At 72.7% G+C, this 22,992-nt stretch carries 23 protein-coding genes; 16 read left to right on the forward strand and 7 right to left on the reverse strand.

The annotated features are described in order from the left end of the window. The first annotated feature begins 140 nt into the window (after positions 1–140). The 7 genes from ABZ738_RS09330 to ABZ738_RS09360 all read left to right on the forward strand — a co-directional run bounded on the left by ABZ738_RS09330 (position 141) and on the right by ABZ738_RS09360 (position 5,833). Positions 141–443 carry an urease subunit gamma gene (locus ABZ738_RS09330; protein WP_131055129.1) on the forward strand — a complete coding sequence of 101 codons (303 nt, stop codon included), beginning with the start codon at positions 141–143 and terminating at the stop codon, positions 441–443. Next, positions 440–805 (forward strand): urease subunit beta, encoded by a 366-nt coding sequence (locus tag ABZ738_RS09335; RefSeq protein WP_357212118.1) that lies wholly within the window; start codon positions 440–442, stop codon positions 803–805. Before ABZ738_RS09330 ends, ABZ738_RS09335 begins: the two co-directional genes overlap by 4 nt. Continuing rightward, the gene (locus tag ABZ738_RS09340; protein WP_131057779.1) at positions 802–2,505 is read left to right on the forward strand and encodes an urease subunit alpha; all 1,704 of its coding nucleotides are present in this window, start codon (positions 802–804) and stop codon (positions 2,503–2,505) included. Before ABZ738_RS09335 ends, ABZ738_RS09340 begins: the two co-directional genes overlap by 4 nt. After that, a complete protein-coding gene (locus ABZ738_RS09345) occupies positions 2,505–3,188 on the forward strand; it encodes an urease accessory UreF family protein (RefSeq protein WP_176094275.1) in 684 nt (227 codons plus the stop codon). Before ABZ738_RS09340 ends, ABZ738_RS09345 begins: the two co-directional genes overlap by 1 nt. Further along, complete coding sequence (ureG, locus tag ABZ738_RS09350) at positions 3,178–3,915, forward strand: urease accessory protein UreG (RefSeq protein ID WP_131057516.1); 738 nt, start codon at positions 3,178–3,180, stop codon at positions 3,913–3,915. The genes ABZ738_RS09345 and ureG overlap by 11 nt, the downstream gene beginning before the upstream one ends. Then, positions 3,915–4,679: an urease accessory protein UreD gene (locus ABZ738_RS09355; protein WP_131057514.1), complete on the forward strand. Its 765-nt coding sequence runs from the start codon at positions 3,915–3,917 to the stop codon at positions 4,677–4,679. The genes ureG and ABZ738_RS09355 overlap by 1 nt, the downstream gene beginning before the upstream one ends. Positions 4,680–4,807: 128 nt before the next feature. Further along, positions 4,808–5,833, forward strand: coding sequence for a serine hydrolase (locus tag ABZ738_RS09360; protein WP_131057512.1), 1,026 nt, complete (start codon positions 4,808–4,810; stop codon positions 5,831–5,833). Between the two features lie 72 nt (positions 5,834–5,905). On the opposite strand, the gene ABZ738_RS09365 is transcribed toward ABZ738_RS09360, so the two are convergent. Continuing rightward, entirely contained in the window at positions 5,906–6,355 is a 450-nt protein-coding gene (locus ABZ738_RS09365) for a MarR family transcriptional regulator (RefSeq protein ID WP_176094272.1), read from the reverse strand. A gap of 97 nt (positions 6,356–6,452) precedes the next feature. Here ABZ738_RS09365 and ABZ738_RS09370 point away from each other — a divergent pair, with 97 nt between their 5' ends. The 6 genes from ABZ738_RS09370 (at position 6,453) to urtE (ending at position 12,890) form a co-directional block, all read left to right on the forward strand. Beyond that, positions 6,453–7,580: a substrate-binding domain-containing protein gene (locus tag ABZ738_RS09370; protein ID WP_236145985.1), complete on the forward strand. Its 1,128-nt coding sequence runs from the start codon at positions 6,453–6,455 to the stop codon at positions 7,578–7,580. Between the two features lie 462 nt (positions 7,581–8,042). Further along, a complete protein-coding gene (gene urtA, locus ABZ738_RS09375) occupies positions 8,043–9,287 on the forward strand; it encodes an urea ABC transporter substrate-binding protein (RefSeq protein WP_176094271.1) in 1,245 nt (414 codons plus the stop codon). 78 nt (positions 9,288–9,365) lie between these two features. Further along, positions 9,366–10,253, forward strand: a complete 888-nt coding sequence (gene urtB, locus ABZ738_RS09380; RefSeq protein WP_131056678.1) for an urea ABC transporter permease subunit UrtB — start codon at positions 9,366–9,368, stop codon at positions 10,251–10,253. Further along, entirely contained in the window at positions 10,250–11,428 is a 1,179-nt protein-coding gene (gene urtC, locus ABZ738_RS09385) for an urea ABC transporter permease subunit UrtC (protein WP_357212122.1), read from the forward strand. Before urtB ends, urtC begins: the two co-directional genes overlap by 4 nt. Beyond that, the gene (gene urtD, locus ABZ738_RS09390) at positions 11,425–12,198 is read left to right on the forward strand and encodes an urea ABC transporter ATP-binding protein UrtD (protein ID WP_131057573.1); all 774 of its coding nucleotides are present in this window, start codon (positions 11,425–11,427) and stop codon (positions 12,196–12,198) included. Before urtC ends, urtD begins: the two co-directional genes overlap by 4 nt. After that, positions 12,195–12,890, forward strand: coding sequence for an urea ABC transporter ATP-binding subunit UrtE (gene urtE / locus ABZ738_RS09395; protein ID WP_254876885.1), 696 nt, complete (start codon positions 12,195–12,197; stop codon positions 12,888–12,890). Before urtD ends, urtE begins: the two co-directional genes overlap by 4 nt. A gap of 148 nt (positions 12,891–13,038) precedes the next feature. Here the strand turns inward: urtE and ABZ738_RS09400 are convergent, their stop codons facing one another. The 3 genes from ABZ738_RS09400 to ABZ738_RS09410 form a co-directional block, all read right to left on the reverse strand. After that, a complete protein-coding gene (locus tag ABZ738_RS09400) occupies positions 13,039–13,518 on the reverse strand; it encodes a Rieske (2Fe-2S) protein (protein ID WP_176094267.1) in 480 nt (159 codons plus the stop codon). Positions 13,519–13,534: 16 nt separating this feature from the next. Continuing rightward, a complete protein-coding gene (locus ABZ738_RS09405) occupies positions 13,535–14,101 on the reverse strand; it encodes a DUF6529 family protein (protein ID WP_236145824.1) in 567 nt (188 codons plus the stop codon). 68 nt (positions 14,102–14,169) lie between these two features. After that, positions 14,170–14,982 carry a hypothetical protein gene (locus ABZ738_RS09410; RefSeq protein ID WP_131054159.1) on the reverse strand — a complete coding sequence of 271 codons (813 nt, stop codon included), beginning with the start codon at positions 14,980–14,982 and terminating at the stop codon, positions 14,170–14,172. Between the two features lie 261 nt (positions 14,983–15,243). On the opposite strand from ABZ738_RS09410, the gene ABZ738_RS09415 reads away from it, so the two are divergent. Beyond that, positions 15,244–17,040 (forward strand): ABC transporter ATP-binding protein, encoded by a 1,797-nt coding sequence (locus tag ABZ738_RS09415; protein ID WP_131054160.1) that lies wholly within the window; start codon positions 15,244–15,246, stop codon positions 17,038–17,040. After that, complete coding sequence (locus ABZ738_RS09420) at positions 17,037–18,860, forward strand: ABC transporter ATP-binding protein (protein ID WP_357212126.1); 1,824 nt, start codon at positions 17,037–17,039, stop codon at positions 18,858–18,860. Before ABZ738_RS09415 ends, ABZ738_RS09420 begins: the two co-directional genes overlap by 4 nt. A gap of 67 nt (positions 18,861–18,927) precedes the next feature. Here the strand turns inward: ABZ738_RS09420 and ABZ738_RS09425 are convergent, their stop codons facing one another. Beyond that, complete coding sequence (locus ABZ738_RS09425) at positions 18,928–20,394, reverse strand: aldehyde dehydrogenase family protein (protein WP_131054162.1); 1,467 nt, start codon at positions 20,392–20,394, stop codon at positions 18,928–18,930. 152 nt (positions 20,395–20,546) lie between these two features. Here ABZ738_RS09425 and ABZ738_RS09430 point away from each other — a divergent pair, with 152 nt between their 5' ends. After that, positions 20,547–20,897, forward strand: coding sequence for a VOC family protein (locus tag ABZ738_RS09430; RefSeq protein ID WP_131054163.1), 351 nt, complete (start codon positions 20,547–20,549; stop codon positions 20,895–20,897). Between the two features lie 63 nt (positions 20,898–20,960). Here the strand turns inward: ABZ738_RS09430 and ABZ738_RS09435 are convergent, their stop codons facing one another. Then, complete coding sequence (locus ABZ738_RS09435) at positions 20,961–21,770, reverse strand: SDR family oxidoreductase (protein WP_176094265.1); 810 nt, start codon at positions 21,768–21,770, stop codon at positions 20,961–20,963. 66 nt (positions 21,771–21,836) lie between these two features. Beyond that, the gene (locus tag ABZ738_RS09440) at positions 21,837–22,961 is read right to left on the reverse strand and encodes an acyl-CoA dehydrogenase family protein (protein WP_254876883.1); all 1,125 of its coding nucleotides are present in this window, start codon (positions 22,959–22,961) and stop codon (positions 21,837–21,839) included. Positions 22,962–22,992: the final 31 nt, after the last annotated feature.

Genomic DNA, 22,992 nt, shown 5'->3' on the forward strand with positions numbered 1-22,992 from the left:
TCACGCGGACCGGGGAGGTGGAAACCCCGGGCCCCGCGCACGTGGCGGTCGGGACCGGCGGGCGAACCCCGACCGGCGGTCGGCGCGTCGAGGCGCCGGGCCGACGGTGTCCGGGGCGCGGAACCCACCGGGAGCACCCCGTGTATCTCACCCCTCACGAGCAGGACCGCCTGCTCGTCCACGTGGCGGCGGACGTCGCCCGACGCCGCCGCGAGCGCGGCCTGCGTCTCAACTACCCGGAAGCCGTCGCGGTGCTCACCGCCTTCCTCCTCGAAGGTGCCCGCGACGGGGCGTCCGTGGTCGACCTGATGGCCTCCGGCCGCACCGTCCTGAGCCGGGACGACGTGCAGGACGGCATCCCCGAGCTGCTGAGGGAGGTGCAGGTGGAGGCGACGTTCCCGGACGGCACCAAGCTGGTGACGGTGCACCACCCGATCCCGTGATCCCCGGGGAGATCCTGCCGGCGGCGCGGCCGGTGGAGATCAACGCCGGACGTCCGGTGACCACGCTGCTCGTGGTGAACACCGGTGACCGGCCGGTGCAGGTCGGGTCGCACTACCACTTCGCCGAGGCCAACCCGGCCCTGGACTTCGACCGGTCCGCCGCCTGGGGGCAGCGTCTCGCCGTACCGGCCGGCACGTCCGTGCGGTTCGAACCGGGCGTGAGCCGCACCGTGGACCTGGTGCCGCTGCGCGGCACGCGGATCGTCCCCGGCCTGCGCGGCGAGTGCGCCGGCCCGCTGGACCCGGCCCCGACGACGGCGGTGCCCGACGACGGCGCGCAGCGGAGCGGAGCGACGGCATGAGCATGGTGGAGCGGGAGCGCTACGTGGCGCTCTACGGGCCGAGTACGGGCGACCGGATCCGGCTGGCCGACACGAACCTGCTGATCGAGGTGGAGCACGACCACTGTGCCGGCGGCGACGAGGCGGTCTTCGGCGGCGGCAAGGTGATCCGCGAGTCGATGGGGCAGTCCCGGGCCACCCGGGCCGAGGGGGCCCTGGACACCGTCATCACCGGCGCGGTGGTCCTCGACCACTGGGGCGTGGTCAAGGCGGACGTGGGGATCCGCGACGGGCGGATCGTCGCGCTGGGCCGGGCGGGCAACCCGGACACCATGGACGGTGTGCACCCGGAGCTGGTGATCGGACCGGCGACCGAGGTGATCGCCGGCAACGGCCGGATCCTCACCGCCGGGGCGGTCGACACCCACGTGCACTTCATCTGCCCGCAGATCGTCACCGAGGCGCTGGCCGGTGGGGTCACCACCCTGGTCGGCGGCGGCACCGGACCGGCCGAGGGGACCCGGGCCACCACCGTCACGCCGAACGCCTGGCACCTGGCCCGGATGCACGAGGCGCTGGACGCGTTCCCGGTCAACGTGCTGCTGCTCGGCAAGGGCAACACGGTCTCCGCCGAGGCGCTCTGGGAACAACTGCGGGCCGGTGCCGGCGGCTTCAAGCTGCACGAGGACTGGGGCACCACCCCGGCCGCGATCGACGCGTGCCTGCGGGTGGCGGACGCCTCGGGCGTGCAGGTCTCCATCCACACCGACACCCTCAACGAGGCCGGGTTCGTCGCGGACACCCTGCGGGCGATCGGCGGCCGGGCGATCCACTCGTACCACACCGAGGGGGCCGGGGGCGGGCACGCGCCGGACATCATCACCGTCGCCGGGGAACCGAACGTGCTGCCCTCGTCGACCAACCCGACCCGTCCGTACACCCGCAACACCCTGGCCGAACACCTCGACATGCTGATGGTCTGCCACCACCTCAACCCGGCGGTGCCGGAGGACCTGGCGTTCGCCGAGAGCCGGATCCGACCGTCCACGATGGCCGCCGAGGACCTGCTGCACGACCTGGGCGCGATCTCGATCATCGGCTCGGACTCGCAGGCGATGGGCCGGGTCGGCGAGGTCGTGCTGCGGACCTGGCAGAGCGCGCACGTGATGAAGGCGCGGGTGGGGGCGTTGCCCGGTGACGGTGCCGCCGACAACCACCGGGCCCGGCGGTACGTGGCGAAGTACACCATCTGCGCGGCCATGGCCAACGGACTCGACCACGAGATCGGCTCGGTCGAGCCGGGCAAGCTCGCCGACCTGGTGCTCTGGGAACCGGCGTTCTTCGGCGTCCGACCGCACCTGGTGATCAAGGGCGGGTTCATCGCGTACGCCCAGATGGGGGACGCGAACGCCTCGATCCCGACGCCGCAGCCGATGCTGCCCCGCCCCATGTTCGGCGCGTACGGCGTCGCGGCCGCCGCCACCAGCCTGGCGTTCGTGGCACCCGCCGCGCTCGACGCCGGGCTGCGCCTGGACGTGCGTCGCCGGGTGGTGCCGGTCGCCGACGTACGGCAGCGCGGCAAGACCGACCTGCCGGAAAACGGTGCGCTGCCGCGCATCGAGGTGGACCCGGACACCTTCACCGTCCGCATCGACGGCGAGGTGGTCGAACCCGACCCGGTGACCGAGTTGCCGATGGCCCAGCGCTACTTCCTGTTCTGATGAGCGCGCCGACCATGCTCCTGCTGCTCGCCGACGGGCGGTTCCCAGCGGGGGCGCACGCCCACTCGTCGGGGCTGGAGGCGGCTGTCGCGGCCGGGCGGGTGACCGACCTGGCCACGTTGGGGGAGTACCTGCGCGGGCGGCTGGCCACCGCCGGGCTGGTCGCGGCGGCGTTCGCGGCGGCGTCCCGTCGGGCCGCCCGGTCGGCCGGACGCCGGGACCTGCTGGCGCGGCTCGACGCCGAACTGGACGCCCGGACCGCGTCGCCGGCCCAACGGGCGGTGTCCCGTCGCCAGGGCCGGGCGCTGCTGCGGGCCGGGCGGGAGATCTGGCCCGGTGACACCTTCGACGACCTGCCCGCCAGGCCGCCCGGCCCGCACCAGCCGCTGGTGCTGGGGTTGGTCGGCGCCGCGGCCGGTCTGGACCCGGCGCAGGTCGCCACGGTCGCCGCCCACGCGACGGTGACCGGTTCGGCAAGCGCCGCCGTACGTCTGCTCGGCCTCGATCCCTACCGGGTGCAGGCCCTGCTGGTGCGGCTCGCGGTCGCCTGCGACGCCACCGCGGCGCGGGCGGCGCGGGCCGCCGAGGAACCACCGGAGCGACTGCCGGCCGCCGCCGCTCCGCTCGCCGACATCCATGCCGAAGTCCACGCCACCTGGGAGGTGCGTCTCTTTGCGTCCTGAGACCGAGCACGACGAGTCCGTTCCCCACACCCACCCGGAACCCGGAGTAGACCCGCACGCCCCGCTGCCCGCCGCGTCGCGGGCGCTCCGGGTCGGCATCGGCGGTCCGGTCGGCTCCGGCAAGACGGCGCTGGTCGCCGCGCTGTGCCGGGCCTTCGCCGACGAGTTGCGGCTGGCGGTGGTGACCAACGACATCTACACCACCGAGGACGCCGACTTCCTCAAGCGGGCCGGGGTACTCGACCCGGACCGGATCCGGGCCGTGGAGACCGGCTGCTGCCCGCACACCGCCATCCGTGACGACATCGGTGCCAACCTCGACGCGGTCGACGAGTTGGCCGAGGCGCTGGGCCCGCTGGACCTCGTGCTGGTGGAGAGCGGCGGGGACAACCTGACCGCCACCTTCAGCCGAGGTCTGGTGGACCGGCAGATCTTCGTGGTCGACGTGGCCGGCGGGGACAAGGTGCCGCGCAAGGGTGGCCCCGGCGTGACCGCCGCCGACCTCCTGGTGATCAACAAGACGGACCTGGCCCCGATGGTCGGCGCCGACCTGTCGGTGATGGACCGTGACGCGCGGGCCCGCCGGGGCAGCCTGCCGACGGTGTTCCAGTCCATCACCGAGGATCCGCTGGCCACCCGGGTCGCCGGGTGGATCCGGCACGAGTTGGCCCACCACCGGGCCGCGACCGCGCACGCCGACCACCCGGTACCCGCCGGGCAGGCCTGATGCGGGCCACCGCCCGGCTCGTGGCCAGGGCCGACCGGCACGGGCGCACCGTGCCGGCGGAGCTGCGCGGGGAGAGCCCGCTGCTGCTGCGCCAGGTGCCGGCGTCGGACGGTGGCGTCACGGTGTACGTCGTCGGCGGTGCGGCCGGTCCGCTCGCCGGCGACGACCTGCGGCTGGACGTCGAGTTGGGCCCCGGTGCGGTGGTCCGCGTCCGCACCGTGGCCGCCTCGATCGCCCTGCCCGGCCGCCCCGGCGCGGTCTCCCGGATGCTGGTCCGGGTGACCGTCGCCGCCGACGCCACGCTGCACTGGCTGCCGGAGCAACTGGTCGCGGCGGCGGGTTGTGCGCACGTGGCCGACGCCCAGGTGGACGTCGCCGAGGGCGGCACCCTGCGCTGGCGGGACGAACTGATCTGCGGTCGGTACCAGGAGGCACCCGGCAACGCCGAGGTCGTCACCCGGGTCGACGTCGGGGGCCGGCCCCTGCTGCGGCAGTCGCTGGCGGTCGGGCCGGACACACCCGGCTGGGCCGGACCGGCGGTGCTCGGCGGCGCACCCGCCACCGGCTCGCTGCTCGTGGTCGACCCGTCCGAGCCGTCCGTACCCCCGGCGGTCATGGGCACGGTCGCCCGGTTGCCACTGGCCGGCGGCCCGGCCACCCTCTGGACCGCCACCGCCCCGGACGCGCACACCCTGCGGAGGTACCTCACCCCGACGGCGACGGCGTTCCCGGTCGACGGCGACGAGGCCGTCCGAGTCGGGTGAGCCCCGCCGGCTCGCGGCGACCGATCCGCTCCACTCTGGAGGAGGGGGCGGCGATAGATGGGCGGGTATGGCAGGGTGTGTCCGGTGCCGGTATCCCGCCGGTCGCACGCCGGACCAGAGGAGTGGCAATGGCCGAGCAGATGAGCCGTCGGGCCGCGATCGGGATCGGGGCCGCTGCGGCGGCCCTGGTGGCGACACCGGGCGGCGCTGCCGCCGCGCCCGGTACGTCGGGCGGTGCGGCACCGTCCGGTCACGATGCCGCGCAGGCGCTGATCCGGCGTACCTATCGGCAGCAGAAGGCGCGGGCGGGCGGTGAGTGGCGTTCGCACGTGGCGATGGTGGACGACTCCGGTGCGCTGCGGACCGTGGTGGCCGACGACGTCGATCGGGTGACGCACGGGTACAGCGTGCAGAAGCTGGCCGTCGCGGTGGCGGTGATGGACAAGATCGACCGGGGTGAGCTGGCGCTCGGCCAGCGGCTCGATCTGACCGGCGACATCATCCTCGGTGGCAGCGGCATCTACTTCCTGCACACCGTCTGGGGTGACGAGATCACCGTGGCGAACTTCCTCACCGCCATGCTGCTCGTCTCCGACAACACGTCGGTGCGGATGTGCGGGCGGGTGGTGCCGGCACTGGAGATCAACGAGATCCTCGCCGCCAAGGGCTTCACGCACACCCGGGTCGAGCCGGTGGCCAACCCGAACCGCTTCTTCCTCGGCGTCACCACCCCGCGCGAGACCCACGACCTGCTGTGGCGGCTGGCCACCAAGACCCTGCTGTCGACCCGGTCGTGCGACTTCCTGCTGGGCATCCTGCGCTGGGTGAACGGCTACCACGACGGGATCCGTCGCGACATGTCCTCGGCGGAACGCAGCCGGGTGGCCACCAAGTACGGTGCGGACTACGACGAGAGCGGCGCGGCCCGGCACGAGGCCGGCATCATGTTCGACGCGACCGGCGCGCCGACGCTGACCTACGCCTTCTTCGCCGACTCCCTCGGCGACCTGGACAACTACGGCGGCACCCACCCGGCGGTACGCGCCCACGCGACCCTGGGTCGGGTGATGTTCGACGCCGTCGGGCCGGTCACCAACCGCGCGGCACGAGCCCGGCACTCCGTCAACCGGTTCCGCCCGGTCAACGGCGGCTGACCCGACGTCACCCGGCACCGTGGCCGGCCGGCCACGGTGACCCGCCCGCCCGCCCGCCGGCCGGTGGCGGCGTCAGACCCGGGTGGGGGCCGGGCGGCGGTCCGGCTCCAGCCGTCCGATCAGGTCGTCCAGGTGCCCGGCCAGGTCCGCGTCACCGGAGGCGGTCAGCCCGGACAGGTCGGTGTGGACCCGCGCGGCGATCCGCTCGTGCTCGCGTCGCCCCCGGTCGGTCAGGTACGCCCGGATGCGTCGCCGGTCGAACGGGTCGACCCGCCGGAACACCAGGTTGCGGTCCACGAGCTGGTCGACCAGCTTGGTCAGGGTGCCCGGGGGCAGGGACGCCTCGGCGGCGACCTCGCTCATCGGGTGCCCCCGACCGTCGGCGAGCAGGCAGAGCACCCGCCACGCCTCGATGGTGAGCGACTCGACGGCGAGCACCCCACCGACCCGGCGGGCGAGCAGACGCTCGGCGCGGGTGAGCAGGGGAAGCAGGTCGGCTGCGGAGCCGGGAAGGTCTGACATGGCACTCCCGCCTGGCGGTTGCCGAGTCATCGTACCGAGACGTCCCGTCTGCTGGGGAGGTCTGGTCATCATCCCCGGCTGCGGCCACGATGTGTTCATGTCCGCGCCGGCACCGGGGTACGGGCGCCCGCAGGCGGGGGAGAGGCTCGCCGCCGGGGCGCCCTGGCTCACCGTCGACCGGGGCGTGGTCAGCATCGCGCTGGTGTACCCGATGCGCGGACCGGCCGGCATGTTCGGCCCGAGCTGCGAGCAGTGTGCCCAGCTCGCGATGGAGGAGGTCAACCAGCGCGGCGGGGTGCTCGGCCGCGAGCTGCGGCTGGTGCCGGTCGACGGCGGTGCGCCACCGGCCGAGGTCGCCGCCGAGGTGGAGGCGTTGGTGTCGACGGGCGCCGTGCAGGGCGTCACCGGCTGGCACATCTCGTCGGTCCGGCAGGCGGTGGCGCCGCGCATCGCGCACCGGGTGCCGTACGTCTACACCGCCCTGTACGAGGGTGGCGAGCGTACCGAGGGGGTCTTCCTGACCAGCGAGACGCCGGACGCGCAGCTGTGGCCGGCGATGCGGGTGCTCGCCGCCGACCTCGGGGTCCGTCGCTGGTTCGTGGTGGGCAACGACTACGTCTGGCCGCGCCGGACCACCCGTGCCGCCTACCGGTACGCGCTGGACAGCGGCGGTCGGGTGGTCGGGCACCACTTCCTGCCGTTGGAGACGCACGACTTCGTCGAGGTGCTACGACGTATCGAGCGCAGCGACGCGGACGCGGTCCTGATGCTGCTGGTCGGTGCCGACGCGGTCCGGTTCAACCGGGCCTTCGCACGGTCCCGGTTGGACCAGCGCTGCCTGCGGTTGAGCACGCTGATGGACGAGAACATGCTGTTGGCCAGCGGGGCGACGAACACGCGGGGACTGTTCAGCACGGCAGGCTTCTTCGCCGGGCTGGTGACGCCGGAGAATCTGGACTTCCACGGTCAGTTCGCCCGCCGGTTCGGGTTGGAGGCGCCGCCGCTGGGCAGCCTCGGTGAGTCCTGCTACGAGGGTGTGATGCTGCTGTCCGCCCTGATCGCCAAGGCCGGCACGCTGGACGTCCGCGCGGTGGAGGCGTCCGCCGACGTGGTGTCGTACGACGGGCCGCGCGGCGAGCTGCGGTTGCGTCGTCGGCACGTACGCCAGCGGATCTATCTGGCCGAGGCCGACGGCCTGGACTTCACCGTCCTCGCCGAACTCTGAGCCGGCCGACCGTGGCGTGACCCGACCGTGCCTTGACAGGGTCGCGCGCCGGCCACATAAGATACTTCCTGTGTGAAGTATCCGGCCCTCGGTCGGGATGCGACCAACCACCCGCCGATGATCGGTAATTGCCGTCGTCGCGGTTCATATTGTTGTGCCGGTGCCATTCCGTCGATCCTCGCGGCGGGGCTCCGGCATTTTCTGTATCCGCTCCCGTGAACGGCGCCAGTCAGCGGAAACAGTCTATTGAGGATCGGGAAACATCCGCGCAATGAAGCGGATCGAAGCTTTCCCTGCCCGATATCCGAATCGCTGCCGGGGTCGGCGTCCACCCGTCGTTCCAGGCAGCGCGACGCACCTCAACGGACCGCACCGCACCGCGCAGATCCGCACTTCTCGACCCGGGACCGACGTACGTTCCCGGGCACTGACTGACGCCCAGGCGCGAAGCAGGGAGCATTGATGACACTGATCCGGGGCCGCCGCATCCTGGCGGGTGCCATGACCCTGGTCGCCGCAGCCGCACTGGCCGCGTGCGGCAGCAAGACCACCGATGGGAACACCTCCGCCGGCGTCAGCGCCGACGTCTCCGGCGACACCGTCAAGGTGGGCCTGCTCAACTCCCTCTCCGGCACCATGGCCATCAGCGAGGTGACCGTCCGCGACGCGATCACGCTGGCGATCGAGGAGATCAACAGCGCCGGTGGCGTGCTCGGCAAGAAGATCCAGCCGGTCGGCGAGGACGGCGCCTCGGACTGGCCGACGTTCGCCGAGAAGGCCGAGAAACTGATCCGTGAGGACCGCGTGGCCGCCGTCTTCGGATGCTGGACCTCGGCCAGCCGCAAGGCCGTCAAGCCGGTGTTCGAGAAGAACAAGGCGCTGCTGTTCTACCCCGTGCAGTACGAGGGACTGGAACAGTCTCCGTACATCTTCTACACCGGTGCCACCACGAACCAGCAGATCGTTCCCGGGCTGGAGTATCTGAAGGCGCAGGGTGCCAAGTCGCTCTATCTGGTCGGCTCCGACTACGTCTTCCCGCGCACCGCGAACAAAATCATCAAGGCGTACGCCGAGGCCAACGGAATGACGGTGCTGGGGGAGGACTACGCCCCGCTCGGGTCCACCGAGTTCGGCACCATCACCAACAAGGTGAAGTCCGCCGGCGCGGACGCCGTCTTCAACACCCTCAACGGCGACAGCAACGTGGCGTTCTTCAAGGAGTACAAGTCCGCCGGGTTGACGGCGGCCACCATGCCGGTGGTCTCGGTCTCCATCGCCGAGGAGGAGGTCAAGAGCATCGGCACCCAGTACCTGGAAGGCCAGCTCACCGCCTGGAACTACTACCAGACCACGCCGGGTGCGGCGAACGAGAAGTTCGTGGCCGCGTACAAGGCCAAGTACGGCGCGGACAAGCCGACCAGTGACCCCATGGAGGCCGCGTACGTCTCGGTCCACCTGTGGAAGGCGATGGTGGAGAAGGCCGGCACGTTCGACGTGGAGAAGGTCCGGGAGGCCGCCGACGGCATCACCTTCGAGGCGCCGGAAGGTCTGGTCACCGTGGACGGTGCGACGCAGCACATCGCCAAGACGGCCCGCGTCGGCAAGGTCGGCGCGGACGGGCTGATCGCCGAGGTCTGGAACTCCGGCCAGCCGATCACCCCGGACCCGTACCTGAAGAGCTACCCCTGGGCCGGCGGCCTGAGCTGACCGACGCCCCGGTCCCACGGCCCGGACGGGAGGAGTCCCGTCCGGGCCGACCCCCACCCGCAGTTCGGAGTACCCACCGTGACAGTTCTCATCGGTCAACTCTTCACCGGCGTCAGCATCGGCGCGGTGCTGCTGCTGATCGCGTTGGGTCTGGCGCTCACGTTCGGCCAGATGGGCGTGATCAACATGGCGCACGGCGAGTTCATCATGGCCGGCGCCTACACCACCTACGTCCTGCAACAGGTGATCACCGCGGCCGGCTGGTCGCTGCTGGTGGCGCTGCCGGTGGCCTTCGTGGTGGCCGGCACGATGGGCGTCCTGCTGGAGGTCCTGCTGATCCGCCGCCTCTACGCCCGGCCGCTGGACACGCTGCTGGTCACCTGGGGCGTGTCGCTGATCCTGCAACAGCTCGCCCGGGATGTCTTCGGCAGCCCGAACGTGCAGACCCGCGCCCCGGAACTGCTCACCGGGAACATCGCCCTGCCCGGCGGGATCACCGTCGCCAACAACCGGCTGTTCATCCTGGCCCTGGCCGGTGGCGCGGTGGTCGCGCTGACCCTCGCGTTGCGCCTCACCCCGCTGGGGCGGCGGATCCGCGCCGTGGTGCAGAACCGCGACCTGGCCGCCGTCTCCGGCATCGCCACCGCCCGGGTGGACCGGACGACCTTCTTCATCGGCTCCGGCCTGGCCGGCATCGCCGGAGTCGCGCTCACCCTGCTCGGCCCGATCGGTCCCACCATGGGCACCAACCTGATCATCGACGCCTTCCTGGTCGTCGTGGTCGGCGGCATCGGCCAGCTCAAGGGCACCGTGATCGTCGCCTTCGCGCTGGGTGTGCTCCAGGCGTCCGGCGAGTACCTGACCACCCTCAGCGTCGCCAAGGTGATGGTGTTCGTCGCCATCGTCGCGTTCCTCCAGTGGCGACCCCAGGGCATGTTCACCCTGCGTACCAGGAGTTTGGCATGACCACCGTCGCCAGAGATCCCGTCACCGACGCCGCCCCCGCGCCCCCGCCGGCCACCCCGGCCGCCGGCCCGTCCCGGCACCGGTTCCGGGCCGCCGCCGGGTTCGCGTTCGGCGCGGCCCTGCTCTTCGCCGTCGCCCCGCTGCTGCTCTCCGACTTCCGGCTGTCCCTGCTGGCCAAGTACCTCTGCGTGGCGATGGTCGCGGTCGGCATCGGCCTGGCCTGGGGACGCGGCGGCATGCTCGCCCTCGGCCAGGGCGTCTTCTTCGGCCTCGGCGGCTACGCGATGGCCATGCACCTCAAGCTCGCCGACGCGGGTCCGGGCAACATGCCCGACTTCATGATGCTGTACGGGCAACTCGACGAGTTGCCGCTGTGGTGGCGCCCGTTCGCCAGCCCGTGGTTCGCCCTGCCCGCCACGGTGCTGCTGCCGATGGCGGTCGCCTTCGTCCTCGGGTCGCTGGTGTTCCGCCGCCGGGTCCGGGGCGCCTACTTCGCCATCCTCAGCCAGGCCCTCGCCGCCGCCATGGTGATCCTGCTGATCGGCCAGCAGGGCACCACCGGCGGCACCAACGGCCTCACCGACATCCAGGGCTTCTTCGGCTACGACCTGGACGACCCGGTCAACCAGCGGATGGTCTACTTCATCATCGCCGGTACCCTGTTGGCGTTGCTGGCCCTGACCCGGCACCTGATGCAGAGCCGCTACGGCGAACTGCTCGTCGCGGTCCGCGACGGCGAGGAACGGGTCCGTTTCCTCGGCTACGACCCGGCCACCGTCAAACTGGTCGCGTACGTGGTGGCGGCGGGGATGGCCGGGCTGGCCGGGGCACTGTTCGTCCCGGCGGTCGGCATCATCTCACCGGCGCTGATCGGCATCGTGCCCTCCATCGAGTTCGTCATCGGTGTCGCCATCGGCGGTCGCGCCACCCTGCTCGGGCCGGTCCTCGGCGCGATCGCGGTGGCATGGGCCCGGACCGCCCTGTCGGAGCGGTTCCCGGGCACCTGGACGTACCTCCAGGGCCTGTTGTTCGTGGTGGTGGTGGCCTTCCTGCCCGGCGGTCTGGCGTCGCTGGTCGGCCTGGTGCGCCGCCGCTCCGACCCACCCGCCGATGGCGGGCCGCGGCCCGGTCCGTTCGGGCGACTACGGCGGCGCAAGGTGGAGGCGGCATCGTGAGCGAGCAGCTACACGGGCTCTACGTGCGTGACCTGCGGGTGAGCTTCGACGGTTTCACCGCCGTGGACGGCGTCAGCCTGGACGTCGCGCCCGGCGACATCCGGTTCCTCATCGGACCCAACGGTGCCGGCAAGACCACCCTGGTCGACGCCGTCACCGGGCTGGTCCGGGCCACCGGCTCGGTCCGCTTCGGCGACCGGGAACTGCTCGGTCGTCCGGTGCACCGGATCAGCCGCCTCGGCGTCGGTCGGACGTTCCAGACCTCGACGGTGTTCGAGGAACTGACCGTGGTGCAGAACCTCGACATCGCGGCCGGGGCCCGCCGGAGCTGGGCGACGCTGCTGCGCCGCCGGCACGGGGTGCCCGACGAGGTGGCCGAGGCGCTCGACGTGATCGGCCTGGCCGACCGGGCCGAGCAGCTCGCCGGCACCCTCGCGCACGGGCAGAAGCAGTGGCTGGAGATCGGCATGCTGCTCGTCCAGGACGCCCGCCTGCTGCTGCTCGACGAACCGGTGGCCGGCATGAGTCACGAGGAACGCGACGCCACCGGCCGCCTGCTGGAGAAGGTCGCCCAGGACCGCACGGTGGTGGTGATCGAGCACGACATGGACTTCCTGCGCCGCTTCGCGCGGACGGTCACCGTGCTGCACGCCGGTCGGGTGCTCAGCGAGGGCACCGTGGCGCAGGTGCAGGCCGACCCGCGCGTGCAGGAGGTCTATCTCGGTCACCCGGTCGACGCAGGGTCGGCTCCGACGGCTACGGAGGCATGATGCTCAGTCTGCGCGGCGTGCACGCCGGCTACGGGCGCAGCCGGGTGCTGCACGGCGTCGACGTCGAGGTGCCCGACGACGGGGTGTCGGCGGTCCTCGGACACAACGGCGCCGGCAAGTCGACCCTGCTGCGGGTCGCCGCCGGCCTGCTGCGTCCCAGTGCCGGTCGGGTCGAGCTGGACGGGGTGGACATCACCCGGCTGGCCCCGCACGAGCGGGTCGCCCGAGGTGTCGCCTACGTGCCGCAGGGCCAGCAGTGCTTCCCGCACCTGACGGCGGCGGAGAACCTGCGTCTGGTCGCCGACGGTCGGCGTGACGGCGCGGCGGCCACCGACGAGGTGCTGGACCTGTTCCCCGCGCTGCGCGGGCTGCTGCGTCGCCGGGCCGGGCTGCTCTCCGGTGGCCAGCGCCAGCAGTTGGCCATCGCCCGTGCCCTGATCACCCGGCCCCGACTGCTGATGCTCGACGAGCCGACCGAGGGCATCCAGCCGTCGGTGGTGACCGAGATCCAGGAGCGGATCGTGGCGCTGATCGCGCAGCGCGGGTTCAGCGTGCTCCTGGTCGAGCAGCACCTCGGCTTCGCGCTGCGGGTGGCCGACCGCTACCACGTACTGGAGTCGGGGCGGGTCACCTCGGCCGGCGACGGCGGGGCGAGCGCGGAGCGGACCGTGCGCCAGGCGCTCGCGGTCTGAGCCCGCCGAGGCTCCGGGACCCCTGCCCCACCCGCCCCCGGGTGAGGCAGGGGCCGTCCGGTGTCGCGACGCCACCCCGGACGGCCCCGCGCGGCCCGGGCCTGGGTGGGCCGCGTCCTGGTGTCGGCGCCGCTGGGACGTGTCCGGGTCAGGCGAGCCGGATGGCGTCCCCGTCGACGGAGACGTTCGCGGCGGGCAGCGGGGACCCCGCCGGGCCGCTGCGCACCGTACCGTCGGCGATGTCGAACACGCTGTTGTGGCAGGCGCAGACGATGGTGCCGTTGGTCACCGCGGTGACCGTGCAGCCCTGGTGGGTGCAGGTCGACGAGTACGCCTTGATGGTCCCCGGCGTCGGCTGGGTGATCACCACCCCGGCGTCGGCGTAGATCTGTCCACCACCGACCGGGATGTCGGCCAGGGTGGCCAGGGCCGGCGGGCCACCACCGGCGTCCGGCGCGCCCGACGCGGACGGGTCGGCGCTGGGGTTCGCGGCGGGCGGCGGTGGCGGGGGAGCCGACGTCGGCTGGCCGTAGGTGGCGCAGCCGGTCAGCGCGGCCACGCCCACCGCGCCGGTGCCGGCCAGCATCGCCCGCCGCGACCGGCAGCAGCCGGCCTGCTCGTGGTTCATCCGAGGTGCCTTTCCGTCAGAGCTGGAAACCGAACGTGGTGAAGTACCAGACCGACGAGGTCAGGAAGATGCCGATCAGGGCCACGAACACCACCCCGCCGACCACCGGCAGCACCCAGCCGGCGAGTCCGCGCTTGGGCAGGGTCAGCATCTTGGTGGCGAACGCGCCGAAGAAGAAGCAGCCCAGCAGGGAGTGCATCAGCACCCGGGTGTCGAAGTCGGCGAAGCCGAGCGCGTACAGGCAGTGCACCGCGACCGGGACGGTGAGCAGGAAGGCGATCCGTCCCGACCAGCGGTGCGCGGTGCCGGCCCAGGACGGGGAGAACCCGCCGAGCCGGCCCCACATGGACAGCGCCGAGAGCAGTTGGACGACGGCGAAGAAGGCCGCGCCGGTGCCCAGCCACACCTTCACCGTCAGCGGCGAGGAGAACCCCGCCACGTTGACCGCGATGCCGGTCGGGGTGTGGGTGCGGCCGTACACCCCCAACGCCACCGCGACCCCCGCCCCGACCAGCAGCGGGACCACCATCGACGGTCGTGGCCTCGGCGCGCTCGGCGGCGGCGGGCCGTCGAGGTCGCGCATCACCTCCATCGAGGGCTCCCGGGGGCGGCGGGGCACCGTCCGGACGCTGCTGTGGCGGTGCTGGGACATCACCGTGCTCCGGGGACGACCGGTGCGGCGGTGATGGTGACTCCGTTGACCTTGGTGGTGAAGAAGGCCGGGTCCAGCGGCGGTGCCGGGATGGGCTTGCCGTTCCAGGTGACGATGCCGATCTGGGTGCCGTCCGGCAGCATGATCCAACCGCCGTCGATGCCGGCCGCGCGGATCTCCTCGGTGGCCCGGTAGATCGCCGGTGCGGTGCCGGAACCGGACTTGACCACCGGAGCGTCGTCGGTCTTCTCCTCGGGACGGGCGGTGAACTTCCACCGGCGTACGCCGACGACCATCTCGCCGCTGGCGACATCGCCCCGGATCACGCCGGTGAGCTTGGCGTCCTTGCCGGTGAGTTCGATCTTGCCGTCGCGGACCGTGCCGGAGAGCCACACCTCCATCTCGCGACCGTCGCAGACGTACGCCTCCGCCTTGCCGTTCTTGACGGTGATCGCGATGGTGGCGCCGTTCTCGAGCTGGCCGATCCAGTTCTGCTCCACCGAGTTGACCTCGGTACCGGCCGACGACGGGTCCCGGTCGGTCGGTGGCGAGGTCACGCCCGGTCGTGCGCCGTCGGTGCCGTCGGGGGCGTCCGGGTCCACCTCCGGCTCGGCGGGGTCGTCCACATCGCCGTCGACGTCTGCCTCGACGTCGTCCTCGATCCCGGGCGACGGTGCCGGCGCGGCGGCCGGCGGTCCGTTCCCGGCGGCGGGCTGGGTTCCCGGCGGGGATGCCTGCGCACTCATCGTGAACAGCACGGCGGCCGTCACCGCCCCCGAGAGGAGGGTGAGCAACGGGGTCATGCGCTTCATGGGCCACTCCCTTCGCCCAAGACGTACGGCCGGCGGCGGTGTATCGGTTCAATCGGCGCGGGAGAACCTTTGCCGCAAGGTCGAGGCGGTGTCCGAGGTGGTCCGTTCGGACAGGTGTCGATCACCCTGAGCGGTCGGTCGGCCCACCGTCGGCGACATTTGCGGGCGGGGAAGCTGTCTCGCGAGATCGATAACGACTACCATTACACCGCTCGGGAGGTCCTCAAGGGACCGACGACCGCCGACGAGACGGGGTGGGCGATGGCCGCCGGTACCGACACGGACGCCGGTGGTGGCGGCCGGGAACTGCTCCGATCACTGGTCCGGGCGCAACGGGGCCGACTCGCCTCGGCCGTGCTGCTCGCCGTCGCGGCGGTGGCGTGCCAACTCGTGCCCTACCTGATGGCCTACCGGGTCGCGGTCGAGCTGGTCACCGAGGCGGACCCCGACGGCGGTTCCCTGATCCGGTACGCCGTGGTCGCGCTGGTCGCCATCGTGGCCGGCACCGGGCTGATGGGCGGGGCCCTGGCGATCAGCCACGTCTGCGCGTACTGGCTGCTGCACCGGCTGCGCCAGCGCATCGCCGAACGCGTCTCGGTGCTGCCGCTGGGCGAGGTGACCCGGCGCGGCAGCGGCGGGGTCGGCAAACTCGCCATGGAGGACGTCGAACGCGTCGAGGTCTTCGTCGCGCACATGCTGCCCGACGCGGTCGCCGCGATCACCGTGGTCGCGGCCACCACCGTCTGGCTCTTCGTCATCGACTGGCGGCTGGCGCTCGCGGCGGTGGCGGTCGTCCCGCTGGCCATGCTGGCGATGCGGCACGCCACCCGGGGCTCGGGCGCGTGGGTGGCGCAGTGGCACGGCGCCGGGATGGCCATGAACCAGGCGGTCACCGAGTTCCTCCACGGCATCAAGGCCGTCAAGGTGTTCAACCGGCAGACCGACACGGTGGCCCGGGCCACCGACGCGGTCCGCCGGTACGTCGACTCGGAGACCCGCTGGGGGCTGGCCTTCCTGCCCGGCGGGGCCGCGTACTTCACGGTGATGGCGGCCAACGTGGCCGTCGTCGTGCCGGTCGGGCTCTGGCTCTACCGCGACGGCGCGGTCGACCTGCCCACACTGCTGCTGTTCCTGCTGCTCGCCCTCGGGTACACCGCGCCACTGACCAAACTCACCGGCTACAGCTCCCAGTTGCGCCAGGTGCGGTTCGGCGCCGACGAGATCGCCGCCCTGCTGAACAGCCCGGCGCTGCCGGACACCGGCCACCGGGTGCCGCTCGGCCCGACCTCGGTCGAGCTGACGGACGTCTCGTTCGGCTACACCCCCGACCGGCTGGCGCTCGACGGGGTGAGCATCCACGCCGAGGCGGGCCGGGTCACCGCCGTCGTGGGCCCCAGCGGCTCGGGCAAGAGCACCGTCGCCCGCCTCGTCTCCCGGTTCTTCGACGTGGACGCCGGCAGCGTCCGGGTGGGCGGTGTCGACGTCCGGGACATGGCCGTCGACCAGCTCATGGACACGGTCGCGGTGGTCTTCCAGGACCCGTTCCTGTTCCACGACACGGTCCGGGCCAACCTGACCCTGGGACGCCCCGACCTCGACGACGAGACCGTGCACCGGGCCGCCCGGGCGGCGCGCTGCCACGACTTCATCCTCTCCCTGCCGCAGGGCTACGACACGGTGGTCGGTGAGCGCGGCGCCACCCTCTCCGGCGGCGAGCGGCAACGCATCTCGATCGCCCGCGCCCTGCTCAAGGACGCGCCGGTGGTCGTGCTGGACGAGGCGACCGCCTCCACCGACCCGGAGAACGAGATCGCCATCCAGCAGGCGGTGGCGAACCTCGCCACCGGACGCACCCTGCTGGTCATCGCGCACCGGCTCAGCACCATCCGCGACGCCGACCGGATCGTGGTGCTGACCGACGGCCGGGTGGCCGAGACCGGCCGCCACGACGACCTGGTGGCCGCCGACGGCACGTACGCGCGGCTCTGGGCCGACGCCACCACCAGCGCCCGATGGAGTCTCGGCGCCAGCGACGAGCGGAGCGGAGCGCGCGGATGAGCACCCTGACCTCACCTCCCGACGGCCGACCGGACGCACCGCCCGTCGGCACGGTGGCCGGACGCACCGTGGCCCTCATCCGCCGGCTGTGGGAGCTGTCCGACCCCCGGCTGCGTCGCCAGCAACTGTGGGGGATCGCCGCCCGGATGGCGGCGGCGGTCTGCATCGCGGTGCCGATCTGGCTGCTCGTCGTGGTGCTGCAACGACTCCGCGAGGCCAACCTCGGCGGGCCGCCGATCAGCCAACGCGAGGTGCTCTGGTGGAGCGTCGCCGTGGTGGCGGCGACCGTCGGCCAGTTCGGCTTCGACCTGCTCGCGCAGCGGCAGAGCTGGGTGGCCTCCTTCGAACTCCTCGGCGAGCTGCGCCTGCGGGCGTTGGAGCACCTGCGCCGGCTCCCGCTCGGCTACCACACCAAGCGGCAGACCGGCGACCTCACCGCACTGGTCACGCACCATCTCAGCGAACTGGAGCCGGTGGTCTTCGGCGCCGTACCCACCATCATCGGCGCGGCCCTGCTGCCGCTGGTGATCGCGGTGGGCCTGCTGGTCGAGGACTGGCGGATGGGCCTGGCCGCGCTGGCCACCATTCCGCTGGCGATGCTGGTCTACGCCTGGTCGCAGCGGACCTTCGCCCGGCTCGCGGCCGAACGCGCCCAGGCCAGCGGCCAGGCCGCGGCCCGCTTCCAGGAGTACGTCTCGGGCATCGCGGTGGCCCGCGCGCACGGTGCCACGGGTGAGCGCTCCAGCCGTCTCGCACAGGCCCTGGTGCGGCACCGGGAGGCGAGTATCGGGCTGGTCAACAAGCTGGTCGTGCCGCTGGTGCTCTTCCTGACGGTGATCGAGCTGGGGCTGCCGGTGGTCCTGCTGGCCGGTGCCTTCCTGCTGATCGGCGGCGACCTGGCACCGGCCACCTTCCTGGTGTTCGCGGTGCTGTCGCTGCGCATCCACGGGCCGTTGCGGGCGATGGGTGAGCAGACCGAGAGCCTACGGGTCGGTGAGGCGGCCGTGGACCGGCTCGGCGCGCTGCTGGCCGAGCCGGTGCCGGCGGAGGTCCGTGCCGGACCGGTGCCGCAGGGCCACGACGTCGAGTTCGACCGCGTCTCCTACACCTATCCGGGGGCGGCCCGGCCGGCGCTGCGGTCGGTCAGCTTCGAGGCCACCGCCGGCACGGTGACCGCGCTGGTCGGCAGCAGCGGCGCCGGCAAGACCACCTGCCTGCACCTGCTGGCCCAGTTCTTCGCGCCGGACTCCGGGGCGATCCGGATCGGCGGGGTGGACATCCGGGAACTGGACAGCGGAACCCTCTTCGACGCGGTGACCGTCGTCTTCCAGGACAGCTACCTGTTCAGCGAGTCGGTGCGGGACAACATCCGGTTCGGCCGACCGGATGCCGACGACGACGAGGTGGACCGTGCCGCCGCGCAGGCCCGGGTGGACGAGATCGTGGCGCGGCTGCCGCAGGGCGCGGACACCCTGGTCGGTGAGGGCGGTGCCACGCTGTCCGGTGGTGAACGGCAGCGGTTGTCGCTGGCCCGCGCCATCCTCAAGGACGCGCCCATCGTGCTGCTGGACGAGCCGACCGCCGCGATGGACGCCACCAACGAGCGCCACGTCCAGCAGGCCCTGTCCGGCCTGATCCGGGACCGGACGGTGCTGGTGGTCGCGCACCGGCTCGGCACGGTGCGGCACGCCGACCGGATCGTGGTCCTCGACGCCGGCGAGGTCGTCGAGGTGGGACGGCACGACGAACTCCTGGCCCGCGACGGGCGGTACGCGCGGATGTGGGCCGAGCAGGAGGCGACCCGGTCCTGGCGGCTGTAGTCGTCTGACGGGCGGCCGTCGGCCGCCCGTCAGACGGGTGACGCTCTCCGGGTGGTCCGGGACAGCCTCAGGCGGCAATCCAGACGTTCTTCGGCCGCAGGAACTCCCGGACGCCGGCCTCGCCGCCGATGCGACCCCAGCCGCTCTGCCGCATCCCGCCGAACGGGGCCGAGGGCAGCACGCCGGGCACCCCGTTGACCCAGACACTGCCCGCCGCCACCGCGCGGCTCACCCGGTGCGCCGTGCGCAGGTCGGTGGTGTGCAGGTACGCCCCGAGTCCGTAGCGGGTGCCGTTGGCCAGCCGGATCGCCTCCTCCTCGGTGTCGAAGGAGGTGAACGCCAGCACCGGCCCGAAGATCTCCTCCTGCGCCAGTTCGCTGTCCGGGTCGACCTCCCCGAACACCGTCGGCGCGATGAAGTACCCGTCGCCGAGGTCGCCGCCGAGGCGCTCGCCGCCGGTCACCAGCCGCCCCTGGCCCTTGTCCCGGGCCCGCTCCACCACACCCAGGATCCGGTGGCACGCCTGCTCGCTGACGACCGGGCCCATCATGGTGCGGTCCTCGGCGGGATCGCCGAGCGGCACCCGGGCCAGCCGGGCGGCGACGGTCCGCAGCACCTCGTCGTAGACGGACGAGTGCACCAGCACCCGGGTGCCGTTGGCGCAGCCCTGGCCGCTGAGCGCGACGACGCCGCTCATCGCCAGCCGGGCCGCCATCCGCACGTCGGCGTCGGCGAAGATGACGTGGGCCGACTTGCCGCCCAGTTCCAGGCCCACCGGCAGGAGCCGCTCGGCGGCGGTGGCGAGGATCCGCCGGGCGGTGGCGCCGCCGCCGGTGAAGTGCACCTTGTCCACGCCCGGGTGGCGGACCAGCGCCTCGCCGCCGGCTGCCCCGCCGGGCACCACGTTGAGCACGCCGGGCGGGAAGCCCGCCTCCAGAGCCAGCTCACCGATGCGCAGCGCGGTGAACGGCGCCAGCTCGGAGGGCTTGAGCACGATCGTGTTGCCGGCCGCGAGCGCCGGGCCGAGCATCTGCGCGACCGACACCAGCGGGCCGTTCCAGGGGATGATCAGGGCCACCACGCCGTACGGCTCGTCCAGCGTGTAGTCGACGGCCCGGATCGGCCACGTCGGGACGACCTCGCCGCCGACCTTGTCCGCCCATCCGGCGTTGTACCGCAGGTGGTCCACGGCGACCCGGGGCATCACCGAGGCGAACTGCCGGGGGCAGCCGTTCTCCAGCGTCTGTAACCCGCCCAGCTCGGTGGCGTGCCGCTCGACCAGGTCGGCCAGGGCGAGCAGCAGATCCCGGCGTACGTTGCCGGGGGTGGCCCGCCAGCCGTCGAGGGCCTCCCCCGCGGCACGGACCGCCGCGTCCATCTCGGCGGCGCCGCCCAGCGGCACGGCTGCGGTCACGCGTCCGTCGGCGGCGTAGACGTGCTCGTGCACGCCGCCGGTGGTGGTGGCCGTGCGGGTGGCGCCGATCAGGGCGGCGGTGTCCGGGATCAGTTCGGTCGGAGCGGCGGTGACGGGCACGTGGTGACACCTCTTCCGGCTCGGCGCGCCATCCGATGGCGACGGTCAGCGGAGTATGTTGGGTCGAATCCTAGTGTAGTTTGTTGCGTTAGATAGCCCCCCGTCCGGACGGTCGGGTGGCGTACCGGATGGTTGGACCGAGGAGGCCGGTCGTGTCAGGACAGCTGTCGTACTTCGAGTTCGGGGTGCCGGACGTCGCGGTGGCCAGCAGCTTCTACGCCGAGTTGTTCGGCTGGAAGGTGCAGGCGCAGGAACACGGTGGGTCGATCGACACCGGGGAGGGGGCGGTGCCGGGCGGCTTCCACCGCGATCCCGGGCCGCCGCAGCACTACCTCTACTTCCGGGTGGACGACATCGACGCCGCCATCAAGCGGGTGCAGGAACTCGGTGGCGAGGTGGAGCCGATGCGTCCGGCCACCGAGGAGTGGGGTGCGTTCGCCGAGTGCCGGGACAACCAGGGACTCGCCTTCGGCCTGCACGTACCGCCCGCGCCGAAGGACTGACCGCACGGCACGAGGGCCGGGTACCCGATCGGGTACCCGGCCCTCGCGCGGGTCGGGGGCGGGTCACCCCTCGTCGGTGAGGAACCGGCCCGGGACGAAGCCGGTCCGGGCCGTGGAGAGCCCGCCGTCGACCGTGACCACCGCACCGGTCACGTACGATCCGGCGCGGCTGCACAGGTAGATGGCGGTGCCGACGATGTCGTCCGGCCGCCCGATGCGCTGCAACGGCGTCACCGCGGCGATCTCCTCGCCCATCGCCTCCAGCACGCCGGCCATCATCCGGGACGGGAAGCTGCCCGGTGCGATCACGTTCGCGGTCACCGTCGGCGCGAAGTCGTGGGCCAGCATCCGGGTGATGTGGTGGATCGCCGCCTTGGCGGCGGCGGCCGAATAGGTCGGCATCTCCGGCACCCGCTGGGCGTCGGCGCTGCCGATGTTGACGATGCGCGCCGGGTCCTCGGCGGTGCCGGCCGCCCGCAGCAGTCCGGCCAGTTCCCGCACCAGGAACAGCGGCGCCTTCAGACCCAGGTCGAGCACGCTGTCCCAGGCGTTGGCGGGGAACTGCTCCACCGGCGCGGTCCAGGCGGTGCCGGCGTTGTTCACCAGGATGTGCAGCCCGGACTCCCGCTCGCCGATCTCCCGCGCCAGCCGGACGCACTCGGACTCCTCGGAGAGGTCGGCGGGGATCGCCACGCACGTCCCGCCACCGGCCGAGAGTTCCTGGGCCACGTCCTCGCAGTCGGACTTCGTCCGGGCAGTCAGGTAGACGCGCGCACCGGCGGCGACGAAGCCCTCCGCGATCATCCGGCCGATGCCCTGCGTGCCGCCCGTGACCAGTGCCGTCTTGCCGGCGACCGAGAACAACTCACTCATTGGAACCTCCACAGACGATGTGCTCTCCACGGCGCCGGTCCACGGCCGGCCCCGTGACGACTCGGGTCAGAGCGGCCCGGTGGACGTCTCCTCGTCCACCACGAGCGCGCCCACCGTGGCGTACGAGTCGCGGCCCGCCACGAAGTGCTGGGTGGCGGTACGCATGTCCCGCATCCGCCGTTGCAGGGGCGAGGTGTCGTACACCGCCGTACCACCGGCCAGCGTGTACGCGGCGTCGACGACCTGCGCGCAGAGGCTGGTCACCTGCGCCGCCGCCGCGCGCAGCCGGGCCCGGCCACCGGGTGACCCGCCCTCGGGTGCCGCCGTCGCCTCGGCCGCCTCCGCGTACAGCAGCGCCCGGGCCGCCCGGTGCATGGTCTGCGCCTCGCCCAGCCGGTCGAGGAAGACCGGGGAGTCGGCGAGCCGCCGCGCGCTCAACGCCGGACGTTTGCCGTCGGCGGCCAGACGCACCAGGTCGGTCAGCGCGCCGTCGGCCAGCCCGACCGCCACCGCGCCGATGATCAGGCTGGACTGCGCGATGCGGTGTGCGGCATCACCGTCCTGCGGGGATACCGCGAGATGCTCCGGCACCCGCGCGTCGTCGACCGTCACGTCGTGGCTGGCGGTGCCGCGCAGCCCCAGCACCTGCCAGGTGTCGAGGACCCGGACGTCCCGGGCCGGCACGAACAGGATGCGGGTGGCCGGTGCGCCGTCCGGGCCGACCGGCACACTGCGCCCGGAGACCAGCACGCAGTTCAGATAGAACCAGGCGGCCCGGGGGCACCCGGTGACGAAGGGCCAACGGCCGGTCACCCGCCACCCGTCGTCGCCGGTGCGGGCCCGGCCCTTGGGCGCCACGGCCCCCGCGACCAGGGTGTCCGCGCCGTCGGCGAAGACCTCGTCGAGCGCGGCGGCCGGACCGCACCGCACGATCAGGTGCGACAGGGCCACCTGGCCCACCGTCCACGAGGTGGCCGCGTCGGCGCGGGCGAGCTCCTCCAGCACGGCGAGCACGTCGGAGAGGTCGAGCTGGTCGCCGCCGTGACTGGCGGGGGCGAACATCCGGAAGCAGCCGGCCGCGCGGAGGTCGTCCACGAGGTCGTCGGGGAGGCCGCGTCGCTGCTCGATCTCCTCGGCGTGCTTCGCCACGCGGGACGCCAGCTCGCGTACCCGGGACAGCGTTGGGTTCACGTCGGCCCCCTCCTGTGTTCGGTGTGTCGTG

Origin of the sequence: Micromonospora sp. NPDC047793 (assembly GCF_040642635.1) — a bacterium.
GTDB lineage: Bacteria > Actinomycetota > Actinomycetes > Mycobacteriales > Micromonosporaceae > Micromonospora.